We start from the raw sequence: 15,785 nt of genomic DNA on the forward strand, positions 1-15,785 counted from the left end.
GAGGTGCGTCCGTATGTCTGGAACAAAAAAAGGGAATCTGATTTTTGTCGGGCCTTTGCCCCCTCCCATATTGGGAGAAAGCATCGCCCTTCAATCCTTATATAAATCCGAGAAACTTCACCAGCAGTACAAGGTGAAAAAAATTAATTTGAGCCGAAAAGATTTTGAACATCCCGGAGCTCTTTCTTTCGATAAACTTTTTACGGATTCGTTTGCCATTCTTTACTCCGGATTCCTGTCGCTGGCCATGAAAAATCCGATCTTGTACATTTCCATCTCCCAAACAAAAATGGGCTTGCTGCGGGATTGTATGATGATCCAGGCCTGTAAAGTGCTCGGGCGCGGCAAAGTGGTGACCCATCTGCATGGCAATAACCTGGGTGGAACTATTGATGCTGCTTCCGGCATCACGCAGAAATTCATCGTCGATGCACTGCGGAAAATCGATGTCGGCATTGTGCTGGGCGGAAAATTAGCTCCTAATTACCGCGGCCATGTCAAGCGCGTGGAAGTGGTGTCCAATGGCATACCTGCAGATTTCATTCTCAAGAGCGAAGTGGGCCAAGGCAAGAAGAAGGGGGCAATTTCCCTTCTGTATTTGAGCAACCTGATGTTCGAAAAAGGGTATGTCGAACTGATCAAAGCAACCACGGCGTTGATTCAGGAGGGGCATGACCTCCGTCTTGACCTGGTCGGCGGCATCCAGAATGAAAGTGAGTTCCAGGAAGTGAAACGCTATATTACAGCAAATGAAATGGACCAGCGCATTCAATACCACGGCCTCAAGCAGGGAGAAGAGAAAAAACGCTTTTTCCTTGAATCGGATATGATGGCACTGCCGACCAAATATAAAGTAGAAGGCCAGCCGATGTCTATTATTGAGGGGATGGCTGCAGGCCTGCCGATCATTTCATCTGATCGGGGAATCATTGCGGAGTTGATCCGAGATTGCGGCGTCGTCATCGAACCGACTGTGGAAGGCGTCAAAGATGCCATTAAGAATCTGGTGACCGATGATGCAGAACGGATGCGCCTTGGGAGAATGAGCCGGGAAACGTTCGAAGAGTTTTATACGGAAGACAAATATACCGATTCTTTGATAGCTATTTTCGACGAACTTTAAATGGAGATGGCGTATTTTCCTACGCCTTCTCTGGGAAAGGAAGGCCTATATGCTGCGCAAAAAAAAGATTACCTTTGTCATAAATTACTTTTATCCAGACCTTGCGGCGACCAGCCAGTTAATGACCGAATTGACAGGGCGCCTTCAAAATGATTTCGATATTACCGTCATTGCCGCACAGCCGGGATATGCCGGCGAAAGCCACGACAGCAAAAAGCTTTTCGAAGAGGATTATTTGGAGAGCATTAAAGTCGTTCGGATCAAACTGCCCGAGGTCAATAAAAACTCCAAGGTCAGCCGGATGAAATACATCTCCTCTTATTTTTTATTGGCGAATATTGCGTTGCTGAAGGAAAAAGGGACGGATGTCATTTTTACGATTTCCCAGCCCCCGGTATTGGGCGGATTGATCGGAACCATCGGCAAGCTGCTGAAGCGTTCGCGGCATATTTACAGCATCCACGACTTTAATCCCGAGCAGGCCGAAGCCGTGGCGTATACCAACAACCAAACCGTCTTCAAAATCGCCAAAGCTGTCGATAAATTGAACTGCAGCTACGCAGATCAGGTGTTGGTGGTGGGTGAAGATATGGCTGAAACTTTGAAAGGCCGCTATGTGGATAAAAAAGTGCCGAACCACACCGTCATCAGCAATTGGACAGATGAACATGCCATTGTTCCGCTTGATAAAGATGAACCGGCTATCCGTGAGTTCCTGAAAACGCATGGGCTGCAGGACAAGTTCATCGTTATGTATTCAGGAAATCTGGGGCTCTATTATGACCTGGAGAACCTGATCGAAGTGTCCAAAGAGTTCGTGGACGAGCCTGATATCGTCTTCCTGTTTATCGGGGAAGGCGCGGTCAAGCAGCGGATCGAAGCATATGCAGAAGAAAATAATCTGCAGAACGTCAAGTTCCTGCCGTATCAGCCAAAAGAATTCCTTAAGTATTCCTTGAATGCAGCGGATGTTCATTTAGTGGTCAATCAAAAAGGCATCAAAGGCGTTTCGGTGCCGAGCAAAATTTATGGCGTCATGGCAGCGGGCAAACCGGTTCTTGGTGTCCTCGAACAGGGCAGTGAAGTGCAGCGCCTGATCTTTGAGAGTGGAGCGGGTGTTGTCATTGAACCTCAAGATTACCAAGGCGTCATCCATGCAATCAATTACTTGCGGACTTTGGAGCCGGAGGAGCTGAAAGTGATGGGCTTGAAAGGGCGTACTTATCTCGAAGCGAATCTGACGCGAGATCTTTCCATCAATAAATACCGTGATGTGCTGCAGGCAGTGGCAGGGGCTCCAAAAATCGAGACTTCCCGTCAGGCTGAGAGCCGTCCATAGATTTACCGTGCTTAAAGAACCGCTTCCGTGGAATCGACTGATTCCATGGAAGCGGTTCTTTTGCATGCCTGGATTTCTTCCCGTGACGGAAGAAATCCAGATTAAAGAAGAATATTGTAGTTCTTTGTGAAAATAAATGTCGTAAATTTCTAAAAAATAGGAATAATAAAATAATTAATAAGCCTTGATTTAATAGATTCCGGGATATAGAATGGGTAAATATATCTGATATTTCTAATTAATTAGAAAATTATATTGAATTATTAGGTATTTATATATATAATACGGTTATAGCTTTCCTAATTTATCGGAAAATGTGATTATTTAGTTTTCGGTACAGGTATAAATTACCTATAGGTTCCTTATGCTAATTCTATTTTGAAATTGGTCAGTACAAAGAGTTAGCATCTGGTTAGTGTCGCAGATAGAGAAGGAGGACTTACTATGAGATTAGTATTGTTGTCAGGAGGGTCAGGGAAACGTCTATGGCCGCTTTCTAATGATGCACGGTCAAAGCAATTCCTGAAAGTATTGAGTGACGAGGATGGCAATAAGGTTTCGATGGTCCAGCGTGTCTGGAAGCAGATCGAAGACACGGGGATGGCTGAGAATTCCATTATTGCGACCAGCAGCTCACAAGTGGACATGATCAAAACGCAATTGGGGCAGGATGTGCATGTGGTCACCGAACCGGAAAGAAGAGATACATTTCCTGCAATCGCTTTGGCTGCGGTCTATCTTTATTCGGTTCAGAAATGTGGGTTGGATGAAGTGGTTGGCATGCTGCCGGTGGATCCTTATGTTGAGAACCAGTTTTTCAGGCGTGTCCAGGAGTTAGAGAAGGCTTTGCTTGATTCTGGTGCAGACTTGGCCTTGATGGGTGTGAAACCGACTTATCCTTCTGCGAAATATGGCTATATCATTCCAGAAGAAAATTCAGATGACTCCTATTTGACGGTTGATTACTTTAAAGAGAAACCGACGGAGCAGCAGGCAGAAGAATTGATCGGCCAGAATGCCCTGTGGAATTGTGGGGTCTTCGCTTTCAGATTGGGCTATATCATCAATCTGCTGAAAGAAAGAGGGATGCCGATCGAATATTCCCAGTTGTTGAGAAACTACCACCGCATGCCGAAAAACAGCTTTGATTACGAAGTGGTTGAACGCGCTGCCCATATTGTCTCCTTGCCATATGACGGTTACTGGAAGGACTTGGGAACTTGGAATACGCTGACAGAAGAGATGGCAGTTCAAGTTACCGGGAAAGGAATCATCGGCAAGGGAGTGGAGAATTCCCATATCGTCAATGAACTGGATATCCCGATTACTTTGCTGGGCTTGGATAATGTGGTGGTGGCAGCGAGTCCGGACGGGATTCTGGTGACCGACAAGGATGCCAGTACAAAAGTGAAGGAATATGTCGAAGGTTTCAACAGCCGGCCGATGTACGAAGAACGCAGATGGGGCTGGTACCGGGTGCTGGAATATACGAGATATGCGGAAGGCAACGAAGTTTTGATCAAGCGCCTCGGTATAAATGCTGGAAAAAATCTCAGCTATCAGTTGCATTACAAGCGCAGTGAGGTTTGGACCATTGTTAAAGGTGAAGGTATTTTTGTCTTCAATGACAAATTGAGCCATGTCAGAACCGGTGATGTCATCCACATTCCGTTGGGGGCCAGACATACGCTGAAAGCGACCACCAATATGGAAATTATTGAAGTTCAAACCGGCAGCGAGTTGATTGAAGAAGACATCTTCCGCACTTCCAATGAATGGGAAGAAATTGAAGCGATTTGTAAAGTGAATTTAAATGCTCACCACGGATAATGGATGTGGAAGAAACTGTATAAACATCAGCTGTTGGCCATTTATATGATGGGAGGAGAGTTCATGTACAGGGAACCCGTTTTTTTAAAGCCCGTTTTTCAAGAGCGAATTTGGGGCGGAGGGAAGCTTCAGGAATTATTTGATTACGATATTCCTTCTCAAACTACAGGGGAGGCATGGGTTATTTCCGCGCATGAAAATGGACCGTCCATCGTCATGAATGGCGAATTGCAGGGGAAAAGCTTATCAGAGGTTTGGCGGAACTACCCTCAACTGTTCGGTTTTGAAACGACCGACAACGATTTTCCGTTATTGGTGAAAATTCTGGATGCCAATGACCAATTATCTGTGCAGGTCCATCCGGATGACCATTATGCGAAAGGGCTTGCGCATAAGCCGTTCGGCAAAACGGAATGCTGGTATATTCTGGATTGTGAAGAGGATGCTGAAATCATCATCGGGCATCAGGCGCAGTCACGCGAAGAGTTTCAGCAGCTGGTGAACAGAGGGGAATGGCAAAAGTTGTTTCAAAGCATCAAAGTGAAAAAAGGCGATTTTGTCTATGTTCCAAGTGGAACTCTGCATTCCATCGGTAAAGGCATTGTGATTTTGGAAACGCAGCAAAGTTCCGATATTACGTTCCGCCTTTATGATTATGACCGTGTCGATCCCGAAGGCAATAAGCGCGAATTGCATCTGGAAGAAGCGATTGCGGTGATGACTTGTCCACACCAACAAGTCGCACAGCCCAGTTTAAAGGAACAGTTGAATAATTTGGAGTCGACCCGTTTGATAGAAGGAGAATATTTTACCGTCTACCATTGGATGCTTGGAGGGAAAGTCGAGATGCCATTGTCGGCCGGCTTCCTATTAGTCAGCGTGATCAATGGCTCGGGGCAGATTGTAACGGAGGAAAGTGTATCGACAGTCAAAAAAGGCGACAACTTTATTGTACCGGCGACTATCGGGAATTATTTTATCGACGGAGATTTAGAGATGATCGTTTCGCATACTCCATTACGCGCTAAATTATCAGAATATTAAAATATATAAAAAGGGGTATGTGTTCTTTTTGGGTGATTATCAGTAGGCTTAAAAGACTATTTATTCCGATGAATTAAAAAATACTTAATAATCAAACTATATATTTAGGACTATCGATGTTACAATGGGGAAATATTTAATGGCACGAGCAAAAAAAGCCTTTTTTTAATGGAAAACGGCTTAACCCCATCGGAACGATAGGAACCGATGACTCCAAAAATTCAAAAGGCGGGTGGATTTAATGGCGAAAAAAGTGACGAAGGCAATTATCCCTGCGGCTGGCCTGGGTACCCGATTTCTTCCGGTAACAAAGGCTATGCCGAAAGAAATGCTGCCAATCGTAGATAAACCGACGATCCAATATATTGTGGAAGAAGCGATTGCTTCAGGCATCGAAGATATCATCATTGTTACGGGGAAAGGAAAGCGAGCCATTGAAGACCATTTTGACAAGAATTTTGAACTGGAGGACAACTTGTTCAAAAAAGGGAAATTCGAACTTCTCGAAAAGGTCCAGCGCACCTCAAATGTGGAAATCCACTATATTCGCCAAAAAGAGCCGAAGGGCTTAGGCCATGCGGTTTGGAGTGCACGCAAGTTTATCGGAAACGAACCGTTTGCGGTGTTGTTGGGGGATGATATCGTAAAAGCCGAGAAACCGTGCTTAAAGCAATTGATTGATCAATACGACAGGATGCAATCATCCATCATCGGTGTCCAGCGGGTTCCTGATCATGAAACGCATCGGTACGGCATTATTGAACCAAGTGCGGTCTATGGACGCTGCTACCAGGTCAGCAATTTTGTCGAAAAGCCGAAACCCGGAGCAGCTCCTTCGAATCTGGCAATTATGGGGCGGTATATTCTGGATCCAGCAATTTTTGATTTTCTGGGTACCCAAAGTGCCGGAGCCGGTGGGGAAATCCAGTTGACAGATGCCATCCAAAAGCTGAATGAAGTGCAGAATGTCTACGCGTATGATTTTGAAGGCAAACGCTATGATGTAGGAGAAATGCTTGGATTCCTCCAGACAACTATCGAATTTGCTTTAGATAGCCCAGAGTTTGGCAAAGATGTAGAAAGCATCATCAAGGAATTGATGGCTGGAAAATCAGCCGCAAAACTATTTTAACTTGGAGGCATCCCTATGAAGATAGCTGTAATCGGAACTGGATATGTCGGATTGGTAACAGGTGTGAGTTTGTCTGAAATCGGCCATCAGGTAGTCTGCATTGATGTCAACGAAGACAAAGTCGCAAAAATGAAGCAGGGCATCTCTCCTATCTACGAGCCTGGCTTGAGTGAATTGATGACAAAAAATATCAATGAACAGCGCTTGAGTTTTACAACCGTTCACCGGGACGGGCTGCATCAGGCGGACGTTATCTATATTGCCGTGGGAACACCGGAAAACAAAGACGGCTCTGCTGATTTATGTTTTGTCGCGCAGGCCGCCCAGGACATTGCAGAAAATGTCGAGCGGGACGTCATTGTTGTCACAAAAAGCACGGTTCCTGTAGGCACGAATGGCATGATTAAAAAGATCATCCAAACCCATTTAAAACAGGATCTGCAGGTTGAAGTCGTCTCAAATCCTGAATTTTTGAAAGAAGGCTCTGCCATCTATGATTCGTTTCATGGAGACCGAATCGTGATCGGTGCAGAAAGTGAACATGCTTTCAACGTAATTGAACAGATTAACGAGCCATTTGGAGTACCTATTTTTAAAACGGATATCAAAAGTGCTGAAATGATCAAGTATGCGTCAAATGCATTTTTGGCAACCAAAATCAGCTTTATCAATGAAATCTCCAATATCTGCGAACTATTGGGGGCCAATGTAGAGAACGTATCAACAGGCATGGGAATGGATCAACGAATCGGCAGCCAATTTCTAAAAGCGGGAATCGGCTACGGTGGATCCTGCTTTCCAAAAGATACAAAAGCCTTGATACAAATCGCTGGGAATGTTGAATATGAGTTTGAATTGCTGAAAGGCGTGGTCAATGTCAATAAAAAGCAGCAAAAGATATTGATCAGCAAATTAAACGACTGTATTCCTGACATTTCAGGTAAAAGAATTGCTGTGTTGGGGCTCGCTTTTAAACCGAACACAGACGATATGCGGGAATCGGCTTCGATCCTGGTCACCGAAGAATTGATCAAGCAGGGAGCAGAAGTTGTGGCATATGATCCGATTGCGATGGTTAATGCCAAATCCATCCTGAATCCACGGGTTCAATATGCTGAGTCAATTGAAAGCGCGGTTGAGGGCAGTGATGCTGCATTGATCTTAACCGATTGGGATGAAATCAAGTATGTCGAGCTGACGGTGTTCAGCAACATGAAGAAACCACTCGTTATTGATGGGAGAAATTGCTTCGCATTAAAAGCAATGGAAAACAATGGGATCGAATACCATTCAATCGGCAGACCCGCTGCGGCCAAACTGGTTGGAGCAGCATCCATCTGATCTATAACGGGAATTTAAGATGAAAGTGGTGATTCAAATGTCAGTGTCTGCTCCTGAAAAAGAAAAAATGGATGTAAATACAAGATACAGCGAAAGGGTATTTGAAAGCGTAAAAACAAATACCAGCAATAGTTATTTATATACCAAGCGCTTTCTGGATATTGCCGGTTCGGTAGTGGGAATCATCCTATTGATTCCTTTGCTCTTGCTTGTCAGCCTGATGATTAAAATGGAAGATCCCACTGGACCGGTATTCTTCAAACAAAAAAGAGTTGGGAAGCATGGCAAAACCTTTGACATGTATAAGTTCCGGTCGATGGTCTGCAATGCGGAAGATCTGAAAGCCTCTTTGCTGCAGCAGAATGAAGCCTCAGGACCAGTTTTTAAAATCAAAAGTGATCCGAGAATTACGAATATAGGGAAATTCATCAGAAAAACAAGCATCGATGAATTGCCTCAACTGGTAAATGTGTTGAAAGGGGACATGAGCATTGTAGGCCCGAGACCCGCTTTGCCCGACGAAGTAGCCCAATACACAAATTATGAAAAGCAACGCATCAGCGTAACTCCAGGTTTGACTTGTTTTTGGCAAGTCAACGGAAGAAGCAATATCAGCTTTCAGGAATGGGTTGAAATGGATTTGGATTATATCCGCAATCGAAATACGATGATGGATATTAAACTGATCTTCAAAACCGTCCTGGTGCTGTTCGGTTCTAAAGACGCCTATTGATGGAAAGCACGGAATTTGTAAGGCGAATCATTTCTGCTTCAAGCATTCAGTGGTTGAGATATGGGCATTCAGCGTATGGGATTTACATAAGTCCATCGCCGATGACAATGGGCAATAGGCTCAAAATGTGGGACATCAATCATTCACATTGATGTCCCACATTTTGAGCAGAAAAAGAAATTTGAATGAGTTGGACAGTATAACCTGGCCGGAGCTGCCACTTAAAGTCGCTCATGAATTTCTACTTGAAAGGAGGGATGGCGAAATGATAGAAACCATCAGCCTGCGTGAAGTTTATGGGATCCTAAAAAGTCGGATTCGCTTGATACTGGCCATTGCCATTGTATTCATGATCATCACAGCATTGATATCCTATTACTTGATGACACCAATCTATCAAACGTCTACCCAGCTCCTGATCAGCCAGCAGCAGATTGAAACAGGACCTGACACCCAAACCATCGAAACGGATTTGCAGTTGGTCGGGACATACAGTGAAATCATTACAAGTCCGGTCATACTTGAACAAGTCATCAGCCAGTTGGGATTGGAAATGTCTTATGAAGAGCTGCAGAACAAAGTGACTGTAGAAATTGCGGAAAGCTCGCAGCTGCTGAATATCGTAGTAGAAGATGCAGACCTTGCAATAGCTGTTGAAATCGCGAATCAAACTGCGGAAGTTTTTCAAACAGAAATTATCGAGTTGATGAATGTCGACAATGTATCGATTTTGTCGCCGGCTGTTGTCATGGAAAACCAATCACCGGTATCGCCAAACCCTCCACTGAATATTATGTTGAGTGCAATTGCCGGTCTTCTGGCGGGTACAATCATCGCCATGATTTTGCAGTATTTGGATACGACTCTCAGAGACGAGAAGGATATTCAGGATGTATTGGGGCTTCCGGTCTTGGGGGCCATCTCGCCGATGAATGAAGAAGAAGACATCCCGGCAAATGAACCGATTGCCTTTAAACGCAGGGAGGCGTAAATAAATGGTGAAAAAGAAGGACAAAGCTGAAGTGAAGAACAGGAAGTTGATTGCCTTTACCAATCCTAGATCGCGCGTGTCTGAGCAGTTCAGGACGCTGCGGACGAATATCCACTTTACTTCTCCAGATGGAGAAACCCGGTCGTTGGCCATCACTTCAGCCTCCCATTCAGAAGGCAAGTCGACTACAGCCTCAAATTTAGCGGTTGTCTTTGCTCAGGAAGGCAAACGCGTATTATTCATTGATGCAGATATGAGAAAACCCACCATGCACGAGACATTCAAACTCAATAATTCCAGAGGGTTATCGAATGTACTGGCTCGCCAAATTGCATTGAAAGTGGCGATTCAATCAGCTGAAATCGAAAATCTAGATTTATTGCCTTGCGGTCCCATTCCACCAAATCCGGCAGAATTGTTGAGTTCGAATAATATGGATCTGCTGTTCGAGCAGGCGCTGGATTCGTATGATTTGCTGATCTTTGATACACCTCCGGTTTTAGCGGTCACCGACAGTGTGATTTTAGCAAATAAATGCGAAGGCACCATTCTGGTGGTGGATTCAGGGAAGACAGAAAAAGAGCATGCGATCAAAGCGAAAGAAGCGATTACGGCTTCGAAGAAAACCCGCTTGATTGGAGTCGTAATCAATAATGCCAAGGTTGAAAAAGACGCTGCCTATGCGCAGTATGATGGCGCGGATAGCTAATGAAGGGCAATAAAGCCTATAAAAAAAGTTCAATCAGCGGCTGATTGAACTTTTTTTATAGGTTTTATTCGGATCGTTCCTGCAAGTCAACCGGGCGGATGGTGCCCCAGCTGGAGACGTCGATCGTCACTTGCAGATCACGCGCTAATTCAAGTTCCGGTCCCAATCCCTGTTCTACATAAAATTGCTGCAGTTGGGGAGCAGTGACGCTGCCGTCGTAAACGGATCCTTCAATAGCGCCGAAAAAGCGTCTATCTTCAATGCGGTCGATAACGGCGTAGCCATCATCCGCTTCTTTTAAAGTAAAATAAACGGGGCCGTCTTCCGTGATGGAAGTCGACTGCAAATCGGGGTATTGCAGCATAACATATTCACCATAAAACGGATCAAACGGATCGAAAGGTTCGGCTCTTAGGACATATTGTTCGCCGAACCAGGATGCTGCGTAGTAACTCACGAGCAAAATTGCGACAACGACAGTTTGAATGATCGGGAAGAGCCAAGGTTTCATGGCGTGACACCTTCTTTCCTGCGATTAATCCACCAGGCTACAGCCGACAGAAGGAACAACAGTAAAGCACCAATCAGGAAGAACAGGGACATGTCGAGCCGTTCCCACGCATAAATGATGTAAATGACAAATTGCACAATGATGAAGTAGACAAAGCCCAATCCCAATGGTTTATTTTGGCGCTGGGCAATAATCAGGTAAGCAAGTGCCGACAATTCAGCAACCACTGCCAAGCCGATTGCCGTTTCATCAAAGAGCAGCAATCCGATAGCGCCGGCAATAGCGATCCACATGAGAGAGCGAAATTTGAAAAAACTCAGAATAAGCACGCCGATACCAGCAATTGCCAAAGCGATAGCCTCTCCTACATGGCTTTCATCGACCAATTCGATGAAGGTTTGTCCGCGAACAGCTAAATACACCACAAGCAGCATACCTGCTGTGATTAGGTAAAGCGGCCGAATCATCTGCTGTTTGTTTTCGGGAACGACGAGGAGCAGCAGCACAAGCGCGAACAAGGTCCAGATTGGCCATACCAAGCTGTCATAATCAACCAGTCCCCATAGCATGAACCCGGAAGCGAACAGCAGGATCCAACTGAAAGCCACAGGTGCAAATTCTTTGCTGAAATAGAACCACACCACTGTAACGGCAATAAAGAGGATCCATTCCAGCCATCCGATGTCGGGCATAAATGATACCAGGACAGAGGCGCCAAAGAAGAATCCGATAACAGAATAAATCAGATGCTTCCAGTAAAAATAATGAGCGAGCGTTGCTATGAACATCGCCCAGGGCAAAACGGAATTTGCCAGCGGGAAATGGAAAGTCTGGGCAGCTGTCAGCAGTGCAGCACCGAACATCGCAAGCCCAATCACCCTAAAAAGTAGGGGAGAGCCAAAAGCTTTCTTCTCTGAGAAATGAGCAAGAGTGTAGAACAGCCACATCAAAGCCAGCATCAACAGCACTTTTGCCAAATCCGGTATCGCCTGCCAATTTGCTGCAATAAAACTGAAGATCGCCAGCGATAGGAAAATCAAACCAATCATCAAAAGCAGCGGCAGCTTTCTTGGCGTAGGCTGACGCTTCTCGAACGCCAAAATCCGTTCGGCAGTTTCTTGCTCCAACAATCCAGCCTGTTGCCATTGCTTCAGTTTTTGCTCTGTGTCCATAGTCGCTCCTCCTTCGTCTATTTTCTCCATTATATCCCCAAATCATCATTCGGGATAGGTAAATACTAGTAAATGAACAGATAATTCGTTCACTTATACTTTACTCAATTCTTTATTAAAGAAAAGCGGCGCGCCCTGTGGAAACACTAATGCAGCTGATATCCTGTCGGCACGATCCGATTGACTTTTACCGCCCGCTAAAGCGAGATAAAAAGAAAGTACCAGACAGCGGAGAGGCACATCCGCGTCTGGTACTTTCCTATTCCTGCAGCTTCACAACGACAACATCATCAATGACGCGAACCGAATCTGCAGATGGCCATGCCTCCATCTCTGCAAACCATTCAGATCCTGCAATTTCTTGGCGTTCCTGTTCGGAAATAAATTGATAATTGACGCCAAAATGATCTTTCATCATGGCACTGTAATGATAAGGAAGTGGAATGATACTATCCCCTAGAGGACCTGTCATTCTCGGTATATTCTCAGGAATCACCCTGGAAGTCAGCGATGACTCCAATTGTACACGGCCGATCAACGCCAGTTTGGATTCTGGTGTCACGCCTTCGGTTTGTTCAACCCTGCTGATCAGGCGGTTAACGAATGCAGTTGATTTTTCGTATTTTACCTCCATGTTTAAATAGGCAATATTTGAAATGATGGCGAAGTTGAACACTACTGCAAAAACAATCACCAGAGACAGCCACGAAAATGCTTTAGAGGCCATGGTCGGTAAGGTAAGATGTTCATAAAAAAGTACCGGCAGCATATAGAAGCTGACAAGACCCAGCACCATCAACATATGATAAACAACATCAGACGACACAAAATAAAGGATATAGGCAGACAATGGCATAAGCAACAGCAGAGCGGAGGCTATGAATATCATCGGGATGTTTGTGAAGATGCGATTCTGAACTATCAGCAGAATGAAGCCGATGGCGATTAGTAAGAAAACAGCTATATTCAACCATTCGAAGAGATTGATGGGTAGATCCGAAATAAATCCTCGGAAGAAGAAGATAGAAAAGGAATCGGTCACCTGCTCGAAGCGGTCTGAAATGGAGCCGCTGCTGTCACCTACTGAATCCAAGCCCTGATAGCTTGAGAGGTTTCCAGCAAAAAAACTGGTATAAAGCTTGAAATTGATGGCATATAAGGCCATCCCGATAGTACCTAAGGCAAAGAAACGCAGAAGGTAACTTATCAATTGTTGGAAGTCGATTTTTCTGCCGATGATTTCAGTGATCAAGAAGATGATCATCAAGGTCGAAAGGAACGGCAAATTAGCCTGGTAAACACCGACCCCGAGATAAAAGATGAGTGAGCCAGGAACGAATCCATATTTATATTTTTTTGTAATGAGCAGCGCCAGTACTGTCAGCAGGGAGCCGAGCATATAGCCATCTGCCGTAAACATATAAGAAAAGGTGGAAGCAATGGTTGGGAATGTGACAATCAGACCACTGATTGCAACAATTGAAAAGGTTTTTTTCAATTGGAAGAGTTCAACCAGGAGTACAGCCGTTAAAGCCAGATAAAAAATGGATAAAGTGCCGTTGATCCAGGGCAAATCAAAATAAGAGCTGATTCCGCTTAATGGAGATAAGAAAAAACGGCCAAGATTCGCTTTGAGCTGCGGGCTATGCGTATTGACCAGACTATCGTGATTTGGAAGGATATTGGTGAATACAAACATATGGCATAAAAATCCGATGATAGTGGCTGACAGAAAAGCGGTTTTCCATTGCGGTTTTATGGCTGATTTCCATTTCAATAAAAATTCTTCAGGCATTGTCGGTTAACTCCTCATCTATAATTCCAGTTAATTTTGGTTAATAAATTCCATTTCTAATAATAGCAAACTTTGTTTGGGAAAAATAGGGCATTTCTTTAAGCTCTATGGGATTAATAGCGATATATGATATAATTCGCAGTAAACAGTCCAGAATGGAAGGTGAGCCATGCATGAAATTAATAACCATCCTCATTCCTGCTTATAATGAAGAAGAAGTCATAGAGACCCTCCTGGAGCGCTTGTTGCTGGTAACTACTCAAATTGAAAATTATCGATTCGAGTTTTTGTTTGTCAATGATGGCAGCAAGGACCGCACGCTTGAAATGCTGAAAAATCTGGCAAAGCTTTACCCGCAGATTGCTTATATTAATCTTTCACGGAACTTTGGGAAAGAAGTAGCGATGCTGGCCGGGATTGATCATATCAATGGGGATGCGGTCATTATCATCGATGCAGATTTACAGGATCCGCCTGAACTGATTCCAGAAATGATCTCCTATTGGGAGCAGGGATACGACGATGTCTTTGCAAAACGGAACAGCCGTGCCGGCGAAACCTGGTTCAAAAAATGGTCGTCCAATTCGTATTATAATATTTTAGACAAGGTTTCCAATATTCCCATCCAAAACAATACAGGAGATTTCCGTCTGTTGGACCGGAAATGTATTGAAGCCTTGAAGAAAATTCGGGAGTCCCAGCGATATACGAAAGGGATGTTCAGTTGGATCGGCTTTAATAAGAAAGAAATCCTGTTTGATCGTGATCCACGCGCAGCGGGCACGACAAAATGGAATTACCCGAAGCTAGTGAATCTGGCAATTGACGGCATTACTTCCTCTACGGTGCTGCCACTCAGAATTTCTTCATTTCTGGGCATCCTCGTTTCTATTTTTGCCTTATTGTACATGCTTTTCCTGTTCTTCCGCACATTAATTTTTAATGATTCGATTCCGGGTTATCCATCCATGATGTCCGTCATCCTATTTCTCGGAGGTGTTCAATTGATTTCTTTGGGAATCATTGGTGAATACTTGGGCAAGATCTTTATTGAAACCAAAGGCCGTCCGGTCTACCTGATTGAAGAGTATTATTCCAATTATCGTCAGTACGAATCGCAGAATGCTCCTGAAGAAAAAATCTTGCAAAAAAAATAAAAAGTAAACTCCTGTCAATAAAAGCTTTTTGCTTTTATTGACGGGTTTTTTTATTGGCCATTTAATTAAAGCCAGCGGAATATGAAATTGCAGTCACAATTTGGCAAAACTTCCGTTAGTGAAGAGGGTAACAGGAGATTTGAAAAGTTGGGAATATCCCGAAACCTGATTTATATCGGTTCGGAAAGGGAAAAGGAAAAGAAGAGAATCTTTAAGACTGACAAATTGAAAGGGTGGCTGGAAAATGATCATTGATCCGCTGAACATGACAGCAAAACAAAATTATAAATTATTGATTGGCAGTGTGGTGCCGCGGCCGATTGCCTGGGTGTCGACTATATCGTCGGATGGCCTTGCGAATTTAGCCCCCTTCAGTTTTTTTACCGTCGTGTCGCGGAATCCGCCGATGCTGGCATTTTCTGTTGGAGAAGGTGTGGAGGAGCGCACGGGAACCGTCAAAGACACCCTGCAGAACGTCCGGGAAAACAAAGAATTCGTCATCAATATCGTGACTGCCGCCTTGGCTAATGAAATGGCAAAAAGCGGCGAACATGTAGCCAGGGAAATTGATGAATTCGACTATGCAGGCTTGACGGCTGCGGAATCGATTGAAGTTTCTGTGCCGCGTGTTTTGGAAGCACCCATCAATATGGAATGCAAATTGCACGATATCATTCAATTGGGGGACGACCATCTGGTGATCGGCAAGCTGGTTAAATTCCATGTCAAAGACGAGCTCTATGAAAATGGCCGCATCAACCTGGAAAAGCTGGCGCCGATTGGCCGGCTTGCCGGGAATTACGCGCCGGTGGAGACGATTTTTTCATTGCCGATTGAACAGTTGGATGAAATCCTGAAAGCACCTGTGGACAAATCCCGCAACCAGTAATTCAGCGTCAGTGCCATTT

14 protein-coding genes are annotated in these 15,785 nt (G+C 44.5%); 11 read left to right on the forward strand and 3 right to left on the reverse strand.

The features are described from left to right. The first annotated feature begins 13 nt into the window (after positions 1-13). The 9 genes from AC1MEO_RS18290 (at position 14) to AC1MEO_RS18330 (ending at position 10,242) form a co-directional block, all read left to right on the forward strand. Positions 14-1,123, forward strand: a complete 1,110-nt coding sequence (locus tag AC1MEO_RS18290) for a glycosyltransferase family 4 protein (RefSeq protein WP_480333165.1) — start codon at positions 14-16, stop codon at positions 1,121-1,123. 49 nt (positions 1,124-1,172) lie between these two features. Next, positions 1,173-2,462 carry a glycosyltransferase family 4 protein gene (locus AC1MEO_RS18295; RefSeq protein ID WP_480333167.1) on the forward strand — a complete coding sequence of 430 codons (1,290 nt, stop codon included), beginning with the start codon at positions 1,173-1,175 and terminating at the stop codon, positions 2,460-2,462. A gap of 444 nt (positions 2,463-2,906) precedes the next feature. Then, positions 2,907-4,292 carry a sugar phosphate nucleotidyltransferase gene (locus AC1MEO_RS18300; protein ID WP_480333169.1) on the forward strand — a complete coding sequence of 462 codons (1,386 nt, stop codon included), beginning with the start codon at positions 2,907-2,909 and terminating at the stop codon, positions 4,290-4,292. A gap of 63 nt (positions 4,293-4,355) precedes the next feature. Beyond that, positions 4,356-5,336, forward strand: coding sequence for a mannose-6-phosphate isomerase, class I (gene manA, locus AC1MEO_RS18305; protein WP_480333171.1), 981 nt, complete (start codon positions 4,356-4,358; stop codon positions 5,334-5,336). Positions 5,337-5,577: 241 nt separating this feature from the next. Next, positions 5,578-6,468 carry a UTP--glucose-1-phosphate uridylyltransferase GalU gene (gene galU / locus AC1MEO_RS18310; protein ID WP_480333173.1) on the forward strand — a complete coding sequence of 297 codons (891 nt, stop codon included), beginning with the start codon at positions 5,578-5,580 and terminating at the stop codon, positions 6,466-6,468. A 15-nt stretch (positions 6,469-6,483) separates the two neighbouring features. Next, entirely contained in the window at positions 6,484-7,809 is a 1,326-nt protein-coding gene (locus tag AC1MEO_RS18315; RefSeq protein ID WP_480333175.1) for a UDP-glucose dehydrogenase family protein, read from the forward strand. Positions 7,810-7,828: 19 nt separating this feature from the next. Beyond that, positions 7,829-8,542, forward strand: a complete 714-nt coding sequence (locus tag AC1MEO_RS18320; RefSeq protein ID WP_480333177.1) for a sugar transferase — start codon at positions 7,829-7,831, stop codon at positions 8,540-8,542. 265 nt (positions 8,543-8,807) lie between these two features. After that, positions 8,808-9,533 carry a YveK family protein gene (locus tag AC1MEO_RS18325; RefSeq protein ID WP_480333179.1) on the forward strand — a complete coding sequence of 242 codons (726 nt, stop codon included), beginning with the start codon at positions 8,808-8,810 and terminating at the stop codon, positions 9,531-9,533. A gap of 4 nt (positions 9,534-9,537) precedes the next feature. Beyond that, positions 9,538-10,242, forward strand: a complete 705-nt coding sequence (locus AC1MEO_RS18330; protein ID WP_480333181.1) for a CpsD/CapB family tyrosine-protein kinase — start codon at positions 9,538-9,540, stop codon at positions 10,240-10,242. A gap of 64 nt (positions 10,243-10,306) precedes the next feature. Here AC1MEO_RS18330 and AC1MEO_RS18335 read toward each other — a convergent pair whose 3' ends face one another. The 3 genes from AC1MEO_RS18335 to AC1MEO_RS18345 form a co-directional block, all read right to left on the reverse strand. Continuing rightward, complete coding sequence (locus tag AC1MEO_RS18335; protein ID WP_480333183.1) at positions 10,307-10,753, reverse strand: GDYXXLXY domain-containing protein; 447 nt, start codon at positions 10,751-10,753, stop codon at positions 10,307-10,309. Beyond that, a complete protein-coding gene (locus AC1MEO_RS18340) occupies positions 10,750-11,925 on the reverse strand; it encodes a DUF2157 domain-containing protein (protein WP_480333185.1) in 1,176 nt (391 codons plus the stop codon). Before AC1MEO_RS18340 ends, AC1MEO_RS18335 begins: the two co-directional genes overlap by 4 nt. A 259-nt stretch (positions 11,926-12,184) precedes the next feature. Further along, complete coding sequence (locus AC1MEO_RS18345; RefSeq protein ID WP_480333187.1) at positions 12,185-13,720, reverse strand: glucosyltransferase domain-containing protein; 1,536 nt, start codon at positions 13,718-13,720, stop codon at positions 12,185-12,187. Positions 13,721-13,893: 173 nt separating this feature from the next. Here AC1MEO_RS18345 and AC1MEO_RS18350 point away from each other — a divergent pair, with 173 nt between their 5' ends. Both AC1MEO_RS18350 and AC1MEO_RS18355 read left to right on the forward strand, forming a co-directional pair. Beyond that, positions 13,894-14,877, forward strand: a complete 984-nt coding sequence (locus tag AC1MEO_RS18350; RefSeq protein ID WP_480333189.1) for a glycosyltransferase family 2 protein — start codon at positions 13,894-13,896, stop codon at positions 14,875-14,877. A 244-nt stretch (positions 14,878-15,121) separates the two neighbouring features. Next, the gene (locus AC1MEO_RS18355; RefSeq protein ID WP_480333191.1) at positions 15,122-15,766 is read left to right on the forward strand and encodes a flavin reductase family protein; all 645 of its coding nucleotides are present in this window, start codon (positions 15,122-15,124) and stop codon (positions 15,764-15,766) included. The last annotated feature ends 19 nt before the right edge of the window (positions 15,767-15,785 follow it).

The organism is Planococcus sp. BI3, from assembly GCF_056680115.1.

What these genes read in the sequence shown, in the direction of transcription:
- AC1MEO_RS18315 (WP_480333175.1), top strand. Translation starts at nt 6,484, where the DNA reads ATGAAGATAGCTGTAATCGGAACTGGATATGTCGGATTGGTAACAGGT.
- AC1MEO_RS18290 (WP_480333165.1), top strand. Translation starts at nt 14, where the DNA reads ATGTCTGGAACAAAAAAAGGGAATCTGATTTTTGTCGGGCCTTTGCCC.
- AC1MEO_RS18330 (WP_480333181.1), top strand. Translation starts at nt 9,538, where the DNA reads ATGGTGAAAAAGAAGGACAAAGCTGAAGTGAAGAACAGGAAGTTGATT.
- manA (WP_480333171.1), top strand. Translation starts at nt 4,356, where the DNA reads ATGTACAGGGAACCCGTTTTTTTAAAGCCCGTTTTTCAAGAGCGAATT.
- galU (WP_480333173.1), top strand. Translation starts at nt 5,578, where the DNA reads ATGGCGAAAAAAGTGACGAAGGCAATTATCCCTGCGGCTGGCCTGGGT.
- AC1MEO_RS18325 (WP_480333179.1), top strand. Translation starts at nt 8,808, where the DNA reads ATGATAGAAACCATCAGCCTGCGTGAAGTTTATGGGATCCTAAAAAGT.
- AC1MEO_RS18320 (WP_480333177.1), top strand. Translation starts at nt 7,829, where the DNA reads ATGAAAGTGGTGATTCAAATGTCAGTGTCTGCTCCTGAAAAAGAAAAA.
- AC1MEO_RS18355 (WP_480333191.1), top strand. Translation starts at nt 15,122, where the DNA reads ATGATCATTGATCCGCTGAACATGACAGCAAAACAAAATTATAAATTA.
- AC1MEO_RS18300 (WP_480333169.1), top strand. Translation starts at nt 2,907, where the DNA reads ATGAGATTAGTATTGTTGTCAGGAGGGTCAGGGAAACGTCTATGGCCG.
- AC1MEO_RS18350 (WP_480333189.1), top strand. Translation starts at nt 13,894, where the DNA reads ATGAAATTAATAACCATCCTCATTCCTGCTTATAATGAAGAAGAAGTC.
- AC1MEO_RS18335 (WP_480333183.1), bottom strand. Translation starts at nt 10,753, where the DNA reads ATGAAACCTTGGCTCTTCCCGATCATTCAAACTGTCGTTGTCGCAATT.
- AC1MEO_RS18295 (WP_480333167.1), top strand. Translation starts at nt 1,173, where the DNA reads ATGCTGCGCAAAAAAAAGATTACCTTTGTCATAAATTACTTTTATCCA.
- AC1MEO_RS18345 (WP_480333187.1), bottom strand. Translation starts at nt 13,720, where the DNA reads ATGCCTGAAGAATTTTTATTGAAATGGAAATCAGCCATAAAACCGCAA.
- AC1MEO_RS18340 (WP_480333185.1), bottom strand. Translation starts at nt 11,925, where the DNA reads ATGGACACAGAGCAAAAACTGAAGCAATGGCAACAGGCTGGATTGTTG.